Below are 14,714 nucleotides of genomic sequence, written 5' to 3'. Positions count from 1 at the left end.
ATCCCCACCGACCGACGAGGTCGAGTACGAGACACACACACCTTCACGCCCAGGCAGAACCAACGCCGAAGTAGCCCGAGCCTCGGCATCGGTCATCCCCAACCGGAACTTGCCATAAGCAGGCGGCTCCAACGCCTGGGGCAACACCGTCACCGTCTGAACGGGCAAAGCCCCCACCGAAGACCCGAGATCGCGCATCCCGGCAACCCCGAACGCACCCCCGCCCACCACCACAGCGGCAACCACCCCGGTCACCCCGACCCGAACCCGCCGCCGAGCCCCGGCCACGGTCGATTCCGGAACCCCAGCCCCCGCAACACCCAACCGCCGCCGCAACGAAGCCATCGCCTTGCTGTTCTGGCTCTTCACCGTCCCAGCGGAAACCCCCAACGCCGCAGCGATCTCCGCTTCCGACAACCCGTCGTAGAACCGCAGCACCACCACGGCCCGCTGCCGAGGCGGCAACTCCCGCAACGCCTGCCACAACGGCTCGTGCTCCCACCGATCCACGCCGGAAGCGGCGACGACGTCCGGCAGATCGGCGACGAGGTGTTCCCGGCGATACCGCCGCCACCGGCTGATGTGCGCATTGGCCATCGCCCGCCGCGCATACGCGATCGGCTCGACGTCCCTGCGCGTCAACGACCCCCACCGGGCGCCGACCTTCTCCAGGACGGACTGGACGAGATCGGCCGCGTCATGCGGGTTGCCGGTCAGCGCGTGGCCGTACCGCAGCAGACCGGGCAGCGACATCCGGACGAACTCCCCGAAGTCGGCCCCCACCCGCGCCCGGTCAGCCGGCAAGACCGCGGTCACCTCGCTCCCCTTTCCGACGACCTCCCCGGACGCCGTCGGTGGGAGCACGCTCGAAGCGGCCCGGAGGTTGCCCGCTCCGGGTCACGAATCCAGGTCACAAAATCGCGGGGTCACAAATCCAGGTCACGAACCGGGGTCACGAACCCGGATCACAGCACGGGCAACGGCCGGAACGCCCCATCGCCGTCGGGGGTGAACTCCTGCACCCCGACCACGGCATCCGCCGGCACCGCCCCGTAGACGTGCGGGAACCAGGGCCCGGCCTCATCGCCATCCCCCGGTTCCCACAGCACCGGCAACCCCACAGGGTCGATCATCAGCACCACCAGGTCGTGCCGCCCGCGATACAGCCGGTTGGCCGGCAGGTGCACGGTCCCTGGGTCCGAGCAGTGCACGAACCCGTCCGGATCGAGCGGGATGGCGCCCGAGTCCCGGGCCCGCGCCCACTCTTCCCTGGACGCGATCCGCAGCAACATCTATCCACAACCTCCTGTGGACAACCCCTGGAACCCCTGTGGACAACTGCCTGTGGACAACTCAGCGGAGCGTGATCTGCCGCCCCCGCAGCCCGTCCCGGGCACGCCGCTCGGCCTCGGTCAACGGCTCGGCGTCCAGGCTCTCCAGCGCGGTGAGCAGCCGCGCGCCCAACGCCTCCGCCGGCGAGGCCCACTCACTGGAGTGCATCTCCCGGTCGAGGTCCCAGACCGGCACCAGCAGCCCATGGGCCCGGAAGGACCCCGCGTACCGGGAACCCGAACCCAGGTCCAGCTCACCGCGCACGGACAGCCGGGCCAACGCGGCCAGCAGCGTCTCCTCCGCCTCGGGCCGCACCCACCGCAGGTGGGCCTTGTCCCCGGCGTCCACCCAGTACGCGGCGTGCACACCCGGCGCGTCCACCCGCTCGGTGGGCAGGATCGCGGCGTTGGCGCGCTCCAGCGACAGCGCCACGTCCCCGGTCGGCTCGTTGTCCGGCGGCATCCACCACGAGAAGTCGGCGTGCAGCTCGGGCTTCACCGACGCCTCGACGTCCAGCAGGTCCTGCAACCGACCCGGGTTGGTGTTGTCGTCCGGCCCCACCACGGGCAGCGCGTCGCCGGTCTCCGCGGTCAGCACCCACTGCACCGCCCGAGCCAGGTCGCGGCTCAGGTCACCCGACCGGGTCTGCACCTGGAGCCCGACGAACGCCGTGCCGTCGGCCCGGACCAGCGCCGCGGCGGCCATCGGCAGCACCGAAGCGAGGATCACCTCGCGGGCGTCGGCATCCTTCAACGGCAGCCGGACCGTCGCGGAGGGCACGAACTCGCGCAGCGCGATCAGCTCCGTCTCCGCCGCGAGTCCCTGGAACGGCCGGGCGACGATGACGTCCGCCGCACCGCCGGCGGCGCCGTGGCAGGCCTTGTAGCGCTTGCCGGAGCCACACGGGCACGGCTGGCGCGGGTTGATGCCGTCGGCGGGCTTGCTCTTCACGGCCGTCCGCTTCGCCACCGCCGCCTCCTTCGGGTCAGGGCCGGCCCGGTTCAGGACCAGCCCGGGTCGAGGCTGGTTCCGGGCTGGTCCGGTTCAGGGCTGGTCGGGCGTCAAGTTAGCCCCCAGCACCCCGCGGGTCTGCGCCGGGTTGTTCGTCGCCAGGTACCGCACACCGCGCTCGACGCACAGCGCGATGTCGTCCGCCTCGTCCACCGTCCAGCAGTAGCTGCCGGCCCCGCGTTCCTGGTGCCGCTTCAGCAGCCGCAGCCCCGGCCCGGCGATGTCCGCGAACGAAGGCAGCTTCTCGGGCCACGCGCGCCCGAACAACAACACCGTGGGCGTCGCGGGCGACAACGCCTTGAACCGCCGGACCGCCGTCACCGAGAACGACATCATCACGGCGTCCACCCGGTGCCCGTCGAGCACCGAGGCCAGCCGCCGCTCCACCTCGCCGCGGTACCGCACGGGGTGCTTGGTCTCCACGAACAGCCGCACCCCGCTGTCGGCCACCAGCCCGAGCAGCTCCTCGAACGTCAGCACCGGGGCCGGCTCCCCGCCGTGCCAGCTCCCGAAGTCGTGCCGCCGCAACTCCTCCAGCGTCAGCTCGCTGACCACCCCGGTCCCGTCGCTGGTGCGGTCGATGGTCCGGTCGTGGACGCACACCAGCTCGCCGTCCTTGGTCAGCCGGACGTCGCACTCCACCCCGTCCGCGCCTTCCGCGATCGCCAGTTCGTACGCGGCGGAGGTGTGTTCGGGACGGGCGCGGGAAGCCCCACGGTGAGCGACGAGTTCAAGCGGCACGAAGAGGAATGCTCCTGGTGGAGTACCGAATGGGTCAACTCGGCTACTTCTGGTCACAGATCCCTGAATATTTGAAAGAACAACCACACTCCAATGGACGTGAACGGGACTCAAGACCTACCGTCCGTCACCGTGACCCCCTTCGACCAGCGTGATCCGGCCTTCATCGCGGATCCGTACCCGACCTTCGCGGCGATCCGGGCGCGGGCCGAGGTGCACTGGCACGAGGAGATGGGCATCGCCCTGGCGGTCTCGCACGCGGCGGCCTCCGCCGTGCTCAGGCACCGGTCGCTGGGCCGCCTCTGGACCGACGCGAAACCCGTCGAGCAGTTCACCGGCTTCAACCTCCTGCACCGCAACTCCCTGCTGGAGAACGAGCCGCCCACCCACACCCGGCTGCGCCGCCTGGTCGCGGCGGCGTTCGGCCGCGGGCACGTGGAACGCCTGCGCCCGTGGATCGCGGACCTGGCCGACCGGCTGGTGGACGGCCTGGTCGCGGAGATCGCCGCGGACGGGCGGGCCGACCTGCTGTCCCACGTGGCCGCGCCGCTGCCGGTGGAGGTCATCGCCGAACTGCTCGGCGTGCCCGCCGCGGACCGCCCGCTGCTCCAGCCGTGGTCCAACGCGATCGTGAAGATGTACGAGTACGGCCTCCCGCCGGACCTGCGGGCGGCGGCCGAGCGGGCGGCCGGCGAGTTCGTCGCCTACCTGCGCGACCTGGCGGCGCTGCGGCGCAAGAACCCCGGCGACGACCTGGTGTCGGACCTGGTCGCCGTCACCGACACGGACGGCGCGAAGCTCACCGAGGACGAGCTGGTCGCCACCGCGGTCCTCCTGCTCATGGCCGGTCACGAGGCGACGGTGAACGTCATCGGCAACGGCGTGAACGCCCTCATGACCCACCGGGAGCAGTGGCAACGCCTCGTAGCGGATCAGTCCCTCCTCTCCACGGCGGTCGAGGAACTGATCCGCTACGACTCCCCCTTGCAGCTCTTCGAGCGCACCGCGACCGCCCCGGTGGAGATCGCGGGGTTCCACGTGGAACCAGGGCAGAAGATCGCCGCCCTGCTGGGCGCGGCGGCCCGCGACCCGGAGGTGTTCGCCGACCCGGACACCCTGGACGTGAGCCGGACCCCGAACGCCCACCTGGGCTTCGGCGCGGGCATCCACTACTGCCTGGGCGCGCCGCTGGCCCGCATCGAGGTGCAGGCCGCGCTGTCCGCGCTGACCCGCAAGCTCCCCACCGCCCGCCTCGCCGCCGAACCGCGCCGCCGGGCCGAGTTCGTCATCCGGGGCCTGCGCGAACTGCCGCTCACGGCAGGCTGAACTCCAGCGCGGCCCGGCGCAGGGCCCGGTCCAGCAGGACGTGGACCTCGTCCAGCACCGCCGAACTCCACGTCCAGGACGCGGCCACCCGGCTGAGCAGCTCCTCCCAGCCGGCGTCCAGCGGGGCGTCCCGCCTGCTCACCACCGCCAGCAGGCGCAGCACCGCGCCCTCGGTGTCCAGGCCCAGCAGCAGGCCGCCGATCTCGCTCGACGTGACCGCTTCGACGTCCCGGTCGCGCAGGAACCGCCGCACCCGGACACCTTCCCGGAACCCGCGCGCGAACCCGGCGGCGGACAGCACCAGGGGCACCACGAGCAGCAGCCCGCCCACCACCGCGCCGCTCCACGGCACGAACCGGTCCACCGCCACCGCACCGCCGACCACGGCCGCCACGAGCAGCAGCTTCCAGCCGGGTCTCGGCACCACTTCAAGCAGCAGCTTCCGACCCGGTCCCGGCATCACTGATGCGCCACGCAGCAGCTTCCGACCCGGTCGCGGCGTCACCGATCCCCGCACCGACCAGCTCGCGAACGCCAGGCACCCCACCGCGACCGCACCCACCACCAGACCCGCCACACTCGGCGCCACCCACAGCGAGCCCACCAAGGCCACCGCGAGCGCCAGATAGCCGACCCCTGCCGCCGCACCGAGCACGACGGCCGCCACCTCGTCCCCGACGACCCGCGACATCCACCGCACCACCGCCGGCCGCGTCCGCCGCACCGACGACGAAGCGCACGCGGCCCGGAAGCAGAAGAACCCCGCCGTCCCGGCGAACAGCACCCACCCGCCGTCACCGCCCCGGTACACCATGCCGACACCGCCGACCCCGAGCAGGTGGACGTACGGCGCGAGCCGCAGCCGCCACAGGTGCGGCACGAAGTCACCCGCGTTCGGCAGCCGCCCCAGCCGGCTCAGCGTCGACCGGAAGTCCCGGCGCAGCCGCCCGCCCACGCTCAGGTCCAGCAGCGTCTGCCGCACCTGCCCGGCCAGCTCGCCCGCCACGTCCGGCACCCGCCGCACCTGCCGGTACGCCTCCTGCCGCAGCCACTCGCTCTCGCTCGCGAACCCGAACTTCAGCAGCCACGCGGCGGTGTCCCGGTCGGCCGCGGCGACCACCTCCAGCGCCCACTTCCGGTCGTAGCGCACCCCGTCCAGCCATGCCACGCGCAGCAGGTCGCCGACGCGCTCGGCGATCCCGTGCCCCGGCCGGCCCAGGCCGTCGGCGAGCAGCCTCAGCAGGTAGAGCACGCCGGGCGGCCACCGCTGCCGCGACCGCTCGGGCAGCAGCGCCGCCGCTTCCGCGAGCAGGCCGGCGTGCCGGGTCGGCTCCTGCGTCTGGAAGAGGGTGACGGCCACCTCGCGCCACCGGCCGTCGGTGAGCAGGGTGCGGCTGTCGACCCGGTCGGGACGCCGCAACACCGCGCAGGTGGCGAAGTACTCCTGCATCCGGCGGTGCGCGAACGTCAGCCGGCCGTCCTCGGCGCGGGCGAGTTTCGTGTACACCAGCGCGTCCACCGCCCGGCGCACGTCGGCGGCGGGCCGGCCGAGGCGGGCCGCGATCACGTCCACCGCCTCGCTCCGGACGACCGACAGCCCGCTCACGGCCATGGTGAACGCCAACTCCTCGGCGACCTCCCGCACCACCGACGGGCCGACGTCGCCGTCCGGTCGGACGTCCCGGCGCAGACGGTGGTCGACGTAGCTCTCCAGCACGACGTGCGCGTTGGGCGGCAGCGCCCCGGTTTCCCGCGCGTACTCGCACAGCAGGCTCAGGAACAGCGGGCTGTCCGACAACTGCCGCACGGCCTCGTCGGCGTCGGCCAGGCCGTACACCAGCATCCGCTCCACGGACAGCGGCAGGTCGACCCGTTGGATGAGGTCGTGCTTGCGCCGTTCCGTCAGCGGCACGATCCGCAGCATCGGCCACGCCGCCCGCCCCGGACCCCGGAACTCGCGGCTCGCCACCACGCCCCGGCACCGGGTGGAGGCGTGCAGGAACGCGTGGATCGCGTCCGCGTACGCGACGATGGCCTCGTCCGCGTCGGCCGCGCCCAGCACCGCCGGGATCTCGTCGAACGAGTCGAACAGGAACAGCCACGTGCCCTGCTCCAAGCCGCGCGGGAACTCCTCCGAGAGGAACTGCTCGACGTCCCGGTCCCGCGCCCGGTTGAGGGAGGCGAACACGAACTCGCGGACGTCCTCCGAGGTCGGCGGGTGTGTCGGCGCGAAGGTCTTCAGGTCGACGTAGACCGGGATCGTGCCGCGCTCGGTGGGGCCGCGCATGGCCTCGGCGGCCATCCGCTGGGCGAGGTGCCGCAGCGCGACGCTCTTGCCCGCGCCGGGGTCGCCTTCCAGCAGCAGGACGCGTTCGTCACTGCGCCGCAGGGCTTCGGACAGCGACGGCACCCGGCGCAGTCCGCGCGCGACCCGGCGGAACGGCAGGAACCGCGCCGGGGTGAACACCTCCAGCTCGGCTTCCAGCTCGGCGTAGCGGCTGTCCCGCCACTCCTCCCGCTCGGCCAGCCGCCGGAGCCCGCTCTCGACGTGGTCGGCGAACAAGGCGCGGCGACGGGCCCGCCGCCGGTCACCGCGATCGATGAGCCGGAAGAACAGCCTTGCACCGAGCCGAACCAGTGGCAGCCAGCTACTCGCCAGCGAACCGAGCGCGCCGAGCAGCGCCAACAGGAGCAGGGTGGTGACCGCCCACGACGGCACGGAGAACGGCAGCGCCTGCCGAAGCTGCTCGATGACGTCGGCGGGAGTCTCCTGTGCCACGCCTCGGGTATCCGCCGCGCGGCGGACCCCGTTACCGGCGCTCGGACTGCGCGGCGGCCCTCGTTACCGGCGCTTGTACTGCTTGGGCAGCTTGAAGCCGCGCTCGGCCAGCACGGTCCGCAGCCGGTCCGGGTAGTCGGTGATGATCCCGTCCACGCCGTCGTCGATGAGCTTGTGCATGGTCGCCGGGTCGTTGATCGTCCACGGCACGACCTTCAGGCCGTGCGCGTGCGCCTCGTCCACCAGGGCCTTGGTGGTGAACGGGATGTAGTCCGGGTCGCCGACCTTGCCGTTCTGCGGGTTGCCGTGCACCGGGGACAGGGCCGACGCGCCGAAGCTCTTGACCGCCTTCACGAGGCTGCCGCCGAAGTCCGCCAGCTCCAGCCCGCCCGTCCACGGCGAGCCGGGGCGCAGGAACTCGGGCTGGGTGAGCGCGACCAGCGGCAGGCGCGGCTCCTCCTTGCGCCACAGCATGAGCGTGCCCCAGTCGAACGACTGGATGGTGACGTTGCGCTGGAACCCGGACCTGCGGATCTCCCGGGCGGTGATCTCCACGAACTGCTCGCGGGGCGCGGTCTCGTGCGGGGCGGCGGCCTCGACCTTGGTCTCGATGTTGAACTTCACGTGGTGCGCGCGGTACTTCCGGACCAGCGCGAAGACCTCGGCGAGCGTCGGCATCCGCGCGCCGGGGGACAGCTCCTGGTCCGGGTACTGCGCCCACCGGCGCGACCCGCAGTCCAACGTCCGGACCTGCGCGAACGTCAGGTCCTTCACGTACTTGCCCGCGTACGGGAAGGCCGGGTCGCCGGGGGTGGCCGGTGCCGTGTCGACGCACTTCGCCGGGTTGGTCCTGCGGTCGTGGGTGACGACCTCGCGGCCGTCCTTGGTGATCTGGACGTCCAGTTCGAGCGTGGTCACGCCCACTTCGAGCGCCTTGGCGAACGCGGCCAACGTGCTCTCCACCGTCAGCCCGATCCCGCCCCGATGGGCCTGGAGGTCGAACTTCCGCTTCGGATGCGCGTCCGCTACCCCCGGTACCAGCAACGACAGCACGACTGCCACGACGAGTGCCCGCATGGCGTCCAACGTGTCAGACGTGGTCTTCGGTCCCAAGACCCATCAGGCGTACGCGAGTTGAACAGCCGGCAGCCCGAGGTCAGGAACCCAAGCCGCGCAGGAAGAACGCCCACCGGTCCGCCGGGAACGCCAGGATGCCGGCGGCAGGGTTCTTCGAGTCCCGCACCGCCACCGCAGGCCCGGCAACCGCCACCTCGACGCAATTGGCGTTGCTCGCCCCGTTGCTACGGCTGCTCTTGCGCCACACCGCGCCGGAAACGTCCACAATGGACACAGCCATCGCCTCTTTCACTCGGCCAGAACCCGTTCGATCAAGGCCACCGACTCGGCGCTGTGCAGCGCCTGCGAGGCCACGTGTTCGAACATCAGTCTAGCCTCTCGGGCCTCCGGCTCGTCCTCGATGTGCAGCGCCCCGGTCGCGTACTCGATGTAGAGCACGTCGGGCTCGCGCACCTGGGAGAAGCTCAGCAGCGTGAAGCCGGAGGCCATGCCATCCGGGACTCCCGCCCCGGCGGGCACCACCTGCAAGGTCACATTGGGCAGCTCGACCATCTGGCGGAGATGTCGCAGTTGCTCTCGCGCCACGTCCGCATTGCCCACGACCGTCCGCAGTGCGGCCTCATGGATAATCCCGTGCAGTCGCAAGGGATTGTCCGGTTCGACGAGCCGCAGTTGCCGTATCCGCCTCACCTCGATGTCGTTCTCCAGCCAGCGCGTCGTCCGCTTGAGCCGGTGTGCCTCGAACATCGCGCGCATGTACCCGGCCGTCTGGAGCAGGCCGGGAATGAGCAGCGGCGACAGGTCGTGGACATCGGTCGCTTCGGTCTCCACGTCGATGTAACCCTGATTCTCTATCCCGAAAGTCGTCCACCAACCCTTCTCCCTTGCTCTGATGGTCTGCTCGATCAGGTCGGGGTCGAAGCGGTCATAAAGATCCATCATCGACTTGACCAGGTGCACGTCGACCAGGGTCTCGCCCTTCTCCATCCGGTGGAGGGCGGACCTGGTCTTGAACAACGCCTGGGCCGCGGAGTCCAGGGTGAAGCCCGCATCGGCGCGCATCCGCGCCAGCTTCCGCCCCAGGCGGCGTCGACGGAACGGTGGTTGCGAGGTCACAACATCAGTATGCCGGCGAAAAACCCGGATGTGGAATTTCCGGGGTTGATCACCTCAAAGTGTGTATGTCCCGCCCGCACAGTGGGCGGCATGGAAGCGAATCTCTTCTCCCTGGTGTCCGAGGCCGACCCGACGCTCGTCTTCGCCTGGGGCATGGAAATCGTGGACGACGAGCGCAGCGCCGCCGTCATCTACCGGCGCGACCCCGCCACCGGTCGCGGCTTCGTCGGGCAGCACGACTCGGCCGAGGCCGCCCTGCGGCGGTGGGGTCGGCGGGTGCCGCTGCTGCTGGTCTGGGAGTTCGAAGGCGACGACGTGGCGGCGCTCACATGAGCAACAGGACGCCGGTCGGCCGCGTCTAGTGAGTGCGCGCACGCACGACAACGAGCGGAGAGCGGTATTGGGCGACACGGCGTCGTTCGACCAGTTCGTCCACGAGCACCAGTTGGCCCTGGTCCGGTACGCGGTGCTGCTGTCCGGCAGCAGGGCCGACGCGGAGGACCTGGTCCAGGAGGTGCTGGTGCGGATCTACCAGCGGTGGGCCGAGTTGGACGGGTCCACCGGGTCGCCGTACGCCTACGTCCGGCGGGCCGTCACCAACGAGTACCTGTCGTGGCGGCGGCGGTGGAGCACCCGGCACATCCGGACGGTCGCGGAACTGCCCGAGGGCGAGCACCTCGACCGGCCTCGGGACGAGCACGACGAGCGGCTGTGGCGGCTGCTGCGGGAACTGCCGCGGCAGCAGCGGGCGGCGGTGGTGCTGCGCTACTACGAGGACCTCACCGACGCCGAGATCGCCGAAATCCTGAACTGCCGGCTGCCGACCGTGCGGTCCCACGTCAGTCGCGGGCTGGCCGCCCTGAGGTCGGCGATCGGTATGCCGGAACGCGCGTGGAGGAGCCATGACTGACACCGAGGAAGAGCTGCGGCGCATGCTCACGAGACGCGCCGACCAGGTCCACTCGCACCTGTCCGGCCCGGCGATCCGGGCCCGCGCCGCCACCCGTCCGCGCCGGTTCGCGGCGCTGCTCTCCGCCGGCCCGCGCCGCGGCACGCTGCGCCGGTTCGCGCCCCTGATCTCGGCCGCCGCGGTGCTGGCGGTGGTCACGGTGAGCCTGTTCCTGATCCCGCACGGCCCGACCACGTCCGATCCCGGCCGCGCCCCGTCCCTCGTCCCGGTCACCCCGACGTCCACGGTGACGACGACCACGCCGCCGGTGCGGTCGAGCACCACCAAACCGGAATCCACGACTACCACGACGACCACCACCTCCCCGTCGTCCTCGGTCAGCAGCACGCGGACCGTCACCTCCGGGGCGGGAAACTGAATTCCCGAGCGCCAATGCAACAAATCGACGTCGAGCCGCATGGGAAGAGCGTGAGAAACACCGGCCGATCCGGTGTGCGCCAACGAGGAGGACTTCCCATGCGTTTCCCCACCGCGCTGCGGTCCCGCCGCGCGATCGTCGCTGCCGCCGCCGCCATCGGCGTCCTGACCACCGGCGGCATCACGATGACGGCGATCGCCGACCCGTCCCCCACCGCGCCGCCGCCCACCAGCACGTCCACGCAGTCACCGGTCAGTTCGACCACCACCAGCCCGGTCAGCTCCACCACGACCAGCCCGGTCAGCACCACCACGACCAGCCCGGTCAGCACCACCACCAGCCCGGACCGCGAGCCGAGCAGCAGCGCGACCGAACCGCCCGCCACGTGGAGCACCACGACGAAGCCCGAGAGCAGCACCAGCGTCACCACCAGCCCGACCGTCGGCCAGACCACGACGAAGCCGTAACGACACCGGAACCCCCGGCGGCCACCGCCGGGGGTTCCCGTCACAGCGGAACGATCACCTCAGAAGAATCAACGCCGGGAACCGCCGGCCCGCACCGCGCGGAGAACGGGCTCGGGGGCGTCTTTCACGTCCACCACCCGCATCCGCCGCAATGCCGCCGTGGACACCGGCAGCAGCAATGACGTGATCCGCCGGACCAGCACCGCCGTCAGGATAGCCACAGCCGCCGCCAGCAAATCCGAAATGGCGTGGAACAAAACCCCGTCGGCCAATGCCTGCACACTGGATCGGAACGACCACACGACGGTGAAAACCACGAACAGCCCGGTGAACGCCCACAAACCCCACCACCACCGCACCAGGCGCGACGGGTTGGGCCGGGCGGTCGCGGGCAGCCGCAGTGCGGCGTGCTCCAACTCGGCCGCCACCGACCCGGGCACCACCAGGTTCAGCCCCGGCACCAGCACGCCCACCAGGACCTCGGTGTCCGAGCGGGACGGCCCGTAGCCCGCGGCGGACGCCGCCGCGTTCCGCGCCCGGCGCAGCCAGAGCAGGGTGAACAGCAGCCCCGCGACCCCGGCCACGACCGCGACCAGCGACGAGGACCGGACCATGGCGTCCGAGACGTCCACGGTGGTCGCCGACAGCGCCCCGTACCGGCTGAGCAGCAGCAGGACGTACCGCCAGACCTCGCTGCCCGCCGCCCACAGCGCCGTCAGCCCGGCCAGCCCGAGGGCGTGCGACGCGGTGCGGGCCAGGCGCTGGACCTGGTCCACCGAGTCGACCGGCGGGCCGTCCGTCGCCACGGACGTCGGCCAGCGCCACGCCAGCAGCGGGAAACCCCACCTCGGCGGCACGGGGTAGGACGGCGGACCCGCGTACGGGCGGGCCGGTGCTCCGAGCTGACGGCGCGGGTACGCGCCGGGTGGCGGGGTCGCCACCCAGTCCACGCGCATCGGCTGGAGCGCCATGTCAGATGACCTCCGGCTCCGTGCCGTCGATCTCACCGACCAGCGGCCGGCCGGCCGCGGCCCACACCTGCATGCCGCCGTCCACGTTCGTCGCGTCCCAGCCGTTGGCGTTGAGGTACTGCGTCACCCGCGCGGAACGCCCGCCCGCCCGGCACACCACGTAGAACTCGCTGTCGCCGGGCAGCTCGCCCAGCCGCTGCGCCAGCTCGCTCATCGGGATGTGCAGCGCGCCGGGGGCGTGGCCCGCCGCCCACTCGTCGGCTTCGCGCACGTCGAGCAGGACTTTCCCGGCGGGCAGCTCGGCGGGCACCGAGGACACTTCAACGCTTGGCACGGTCACGGGGCCAATGCTGCCATGCGGCCTGGTAAGCGGGGGATAAGGCCGGGCCGCCCCCGGGAAACCGGGAGGCGGCCCAGCCGGATCAGCCGCTAGTGCGGGACGGCCTTCTCCGCGCCCACGCCGGTGAGCGCGCGGACCTCCATCTCGGCGTACTTCTCCTTGTCGTGCTCCTTCGACAGCACGGTGCCCAGCCAGCCGAGGGCGAACGCCACCGGGATCGACACGATGCCGGGGTTGGACAGCGGGAACAGGTCGAAGTCGGCGTTCGGGAACATCGCCTTCGCGTTGCCGGACACGGCGGGCGACAGCACGATCAGCGTGATCGTCACGGCCAGGCCGCCGTAGATGCTCCACAGCGCGCCGGCGGTGTTGAAGCGCTTCCAGAACAGCGAGTACAGGATGGTCGGCAGATTCGCCGACGCCGCCACCGCGAACGCCAGCGCCACCAGGAACGCGATGTTCTGCCCGTTCGCCGCGATGCCGCCGAGGATCGACACGACGCCGATCACGATCGCGGTCCGCCGCGCCACCTTGACCTCGGCGTCCTTGTCGTCCGCCGCGCCCTTCTTGATGATGTTGGCGTAGATGTCGTGCGCGAACGACGCCGACGCGGTGATGGTCAGCCCCGCCACCACGGCGAGGATCGTGGCGAACGCGACCGCCGCGATCAGGCCCAGCAGCAGCGGCCCGCCGAGCGCCTCGGCCAGCAGCGGCGCCGCCGAGTTCACACCGCCGGGCGCCCCGTTGATCCGGTCCGGGCCGACCAGCGCCGCCGCGCCGTACCCCAGGACCAGCGTGAACAGGTAGAACAGGCCGATCAGCCAGATCGCCCAGACCACCGAGCGGCGGGCCTCCTTGGCCGTGGGCACGGTGTAGAAGCGCATCAGGATGTGCGGCAGGCCGGCGGTGCCGAGCACCAGGGCCAGCGCGAGCGACAGGAAGTCGAGCTGCGTGGTGGCGGTCTTGCCGTACTGGAGCCCCGGGCCGAGCAGCTTCTCGCCCGCCTTCGGCGCGTTGTCCACGGCCGCGCCGAGCAGCCCGGAGATGTTGAGGCCGAACTTGGCGAGCACCCACAGCGTCATCACGCCCGCGCCGATGATCAGCAGCACGGCCTTGATGATCTGCACCCAGGTGGTGCCCTTCATGCCGCCGATCAGCACGTACGCGATCATCAGCGCGCCGACCACGGCGATCACCGCCGCCTGGCCACGGCCGTCGGTGATGCCCAGTAGCAGCGCCACCAGGCCGCCCGCGCCCGCCATCTGCGCCAGCAGGTAGAAGAACGACACGACCATGGTGGACGTGGCCGCCGCCGCGCGCACCGGGCGCTGCCGCATCCGGAAGCTCAGCACGTCGCCCATCGTGTACTTGCCGGTGTTCCGCAACAGCTCGGCGACCAGCAGCAACGCCACCAGCCAGGCGACCAGGAAGCCGATCGAGTACAGGAAGCCGTCGTAGCCGTTGACCGCGATCGCGCCCGCGATGCCGAGGAACGACGCGGCCGACAGGTAGTCGCCCGCGATCGCGATGCCGTTCTGCGGCCCGGTGAACGCCCGGCCGGCCGCCAGGTAGTCGGCGGCGGTCTTGGTGTTCCGGCTCGCGCGCACCACCACGAACAGGGTGGCGACGACGAAGATGCCGAAGATGCCGACGTTGAGGAGGGCGTTGCTGTTCACGCCTTGCCCCCTTCGAGCTTCTCGCGGATCGCTTCCGCACGGGGGTCGAGGTGCTTGTTGGCGTGCCGCACGTAGAGGGTCGTGATCACGAACGTCGACACGAACTGGAGCAGCCCCAGGATGAGGCCGATGTTGATGTTGCCGATCACCTTGGTCGACATGAAGCCGTGGGCGTAGTCGGCGAGCAGCACGTAGAGCAGGTACCAGGCCAGGAACAGGCCGGCCATCGGGAACACGAAGGTGCGCAGCCTGCGCCGGAGTTCCACGAAATCGGGGGCGGCCTGCACTTCGACCCAGTCGTGGGTCGCCCCGGCGGGGGAAGAGCCCTCGGAAGCGTTGTCGGTGGTGCTCACGATCCCCTCCTCGCACTTGTCGACGGTGTGAACGCCACGTGACCCCTCCTGGTGCGTTCCGATACGCGCTGCACCGTAAGGAGACGTGGGTCACGCCTGAAAGACCCCGACGGTGGACTTGCGCTCAACTGTCGAGTGATGCGATGAGCGGTAGGAATGCTGAGACGAACAGACCTGCGGCGACAGCCCTGGCTCCA

Annotated in this window: 16 protein-coding genes and 1 pseudogene; 4 read left to right on the top strand and 13 right to left on the bottom strand. The window is 71.2% G+C overall.

The annotated features are described in order from the left end of the window. Positions 1-315: 315 nt before the first annotated feature. The 4 genes and pseudogenes from ACQPZF_RS00520 to ACQPZF_RS00505 all read right to left on the bottom strand — a co-directional run. Positions 316-816 (bottom strand): annotated as a pseudogene (locus tag ACQPZF_RS00520) (SigE family RNA polymerase sigma factor); the annotation flags it as partial. A gap of 149 nt (positions 817-965) precedes the next feature. Then, positions 966-1,292: a DUF952 domain-containing protein gene (locus ACQPZF_RS00515; protein WP_433267081.1), complete on the bottom strand. Its 327-nt coding sequence runs from the start codon at positions 1,290-1,292 to the stop codon at positions 966-968. Positions 1,293-1,353: 61 nt separating this feature from the next. Continuing rightward, positions 1,354-2,301, bottom strand: coding sequence for a DUF5926 family protein (locus ACQPZF_RS00510; protein ID WP_433267079.1), 948 nt, complete (start codon positions 2,299-2,301; stop codon positions 1,354-1,356). A gap of 75 nt (positions 2,302-2,376) precedes the next feature. Next, positions 2,377-3,084, bottom strand: a complete 708-nt coding sequence (locus ACQPZF_RS00505) for a glycerophosphodiester phosphodiesterase (protein WP_433267077.1) — start codon at positions 3,082-3,084, stop codon at positions 2,377-2,379. Positions 3,085-3,177: 93 nt separating this feature from the next. On the opposite strand from ACQPZF_RS00505, the gene ACQPZF_RS00500 reads away from it, so the two are divergent. Next, complete coding sequence (locus ACQPZF_RS00500; RefSeq protein WP_433267075.1) at positions 3,178-4,410, top strand: cytochrome P450; 1,233 nt, start codon at positions 3,178-3,180, stop codon at positions 4,408-4,410. Here ACQPZF_RS00500 and ACQPZF_RS00495 read toward each other — a convergent pair. The 4 genes from ACQPZF_RS00495 to ACQPZF_RS00480 form a co-directional block, all read right to left on the bottom strand. Then, entirely contained in the window at positions 4,397-7,189 is a 2,793-nt protein-coding gene (locus ACQPZF_RS00495) for an NACHT domain-containing protein (RefSeq protein ID WP_433267073.1), read from the bottom strand. The genes ACQPZF_RS00500 and ACQPZF_RS00495 overlap by 14 nt on opposite strands. A 63-nt stretch (positions 7,190-7,252) precedes the next feature. Continuing rightward, positions 7,253-8,266: a glycerophosphodiester phosphodiesterase gene (locus tag ACQPZF_RS00490; protein WP_433267072.1), complete on the bottom strand. Its 1,014-nt coding sequence runs from the start codon at positions 8,264-8,266 to the stop codon at positions 7,253-7,255. A 79-nt stretch (positions 8,267-8,345) separates the two neighbouring features. Then, the gene (locus ACQPZF_RS00485; RefSeq protein WP_433267070.1) at positions 8,346-8,546 is read right to left on the bottom strand and encodes a DUF397 domain-containing protein; all 201 of its coding nucleotides are present in this window, start codon (positions 8,544-8,546) and stop codon (positions 8,346-8,348) included. An 8-nt stretch (positions 8,547-8,554) separates the two neighbouring features. Then, entirely contained in the window at positions 8,555-9,382 is an 828-nt protein-coding gene (locus ACQPZF_RS00480) for a helix-turn-helix domain-containing protein (protein WP_433267068.1), read from the bottom strand. A 90-nt stretch (positions 9,383-9,472) separates the two neighbouring features. Here ACQPZF_RS00480 and ACQPZF_RS00475 point away from each other — a divergent pair, with 90 nt between their 5' ends. The 3 genes from ACQPZF_RS00475 to ACQPZF_RS00465 are packed head-to-tail and all read left to right on the top strand — an operon-like array spanning position 9,473 to position 10,710. Next, positions 9,473-9,715, top strand: coding sequence for a hypothetical protein (locus tag ACQPZF_RS00475; protein WP_433267066.1), 243 nt, complete (start codon positions 9,473-9,475; stop codon positions 9,713-9,715). 28 nt (positions 9,716-9,743) lie between these two features. Next, complete coding sequence (locus ACQPZF_RS00470) at positions 9,744-10,292, top strand: RNA polymerase sigma factor (RefSeq protein WP_433267064.1); 549 nt, start codon at positions 9,744-9,746, stop codon at positions 10,290-10,292. Beyond that, complete coding sequence (locus ACQPZF_RS00465) at positions 10,285-10,710, top strand: hypothetical protein (protein ID WP_433267062.1); 426 nt, start codon at positions 10,285-10,287, stop codon at positions 10,708-10,710. Before ACQPZF_RS00470 ends, ACQPZF_RS00465 begins: the two co-directional genes overlap by 8 nt. On the opposite strand, the gene ACQPZF_RS00460 is transcribed toward ACQPZF_RS00465, so the two are convergent. The 5 genes from ACQPZF_RS00460 to ACQPZF_RS00440 all read right to left on the bottom strand — a co-directional run bounded on the left by ACQPZF_RS00460 (position 10,688) and on the right by ACQPZF_RS00440 (position 14,517). Continuing rightward, a complete protein-coding gene (locus ACQPZF_RS00460) occupies positions 10,688-11,221 on the bottom strand; it encodes a hypothetical protein (RefSeq protein WP_433267060.1) in 534 nt (177 codons plus the stop codon). The two genes, ACQPZF_RS00465 and ACQPZF_RS00460, sit on opposite strands and share 23 nt — an antisense overlap. A gap of 24 nt (positions 11,222-11,245) precedes the next feature. Continuing rightward, positions 11,246-12,148 carry a DUF4328 domain-containing protein gene (locus tag ACQPZF_RS00455; protein ID WP_433267058.1) on the bottom strand — a complete coding sequence of 301 codons (903 nt, stop codon included), beginning with the start codon at positions 12,146-12,148 and terminating at the stop codon, positions 11,246-11,248. A gap of 1 nt (position 12,149) precedes the next feature. Continuing rightward, entirely contained in the window at positions 12,150-12,497 is a 348-nt protein-coding gene (locus tag ACQPZF_RS00450) for a rhodanese-like domain-containing protein (protein ID WP_433274984.1), read from the bottom strand. Positions 12,498-12,577: 80 nt separating this feature from the next. Continuing rightward, positions 12,578-14,164, bottom strand: coding sequence for a solute symporter family protein (locus ACQPZF_RS00445; RefSeq protein ID WP_433267057.1), 1,587 nt, complete (start codon positions 14,162-14,164; stop codon positions 12,578-12,580). Beyond that, positions 14,161-14,517 carry a DUF485 domain-containing protein gene (locus tag ACQPZF_RS00440; RefSeq protein ID WP_433267055.1) on the bottom strand — a complete coding sequence of 119 codons (357 nt, stop codon included), beginning with the start codon at positions 14,515-14,517 and terminating at the stop codon, positions 14,161-14,163. Before ACQPZF_RS00440 ends, ACQPZF_RS00445 begins: the two co-directional genes overlap by 4 nt. Between the last annotated feature and the right edge of the window lie 197 nt (positions 14,518-14,714).

Origin of the sequence: Actinosynnema sp. CS-041913, from assembly GCF_050942485.1 — a bacterium.
Taxonomy (GTDB): Bacteria; Actinomycetota; Actinomycetes; order Mycobacteriales; family Pseudonocardiaceae; genus Actinosynnema.
Note: the sequence above shows the minus strand (reverse complement) of the source record. Positions and strands in the feature narration are given on the sequence as shown.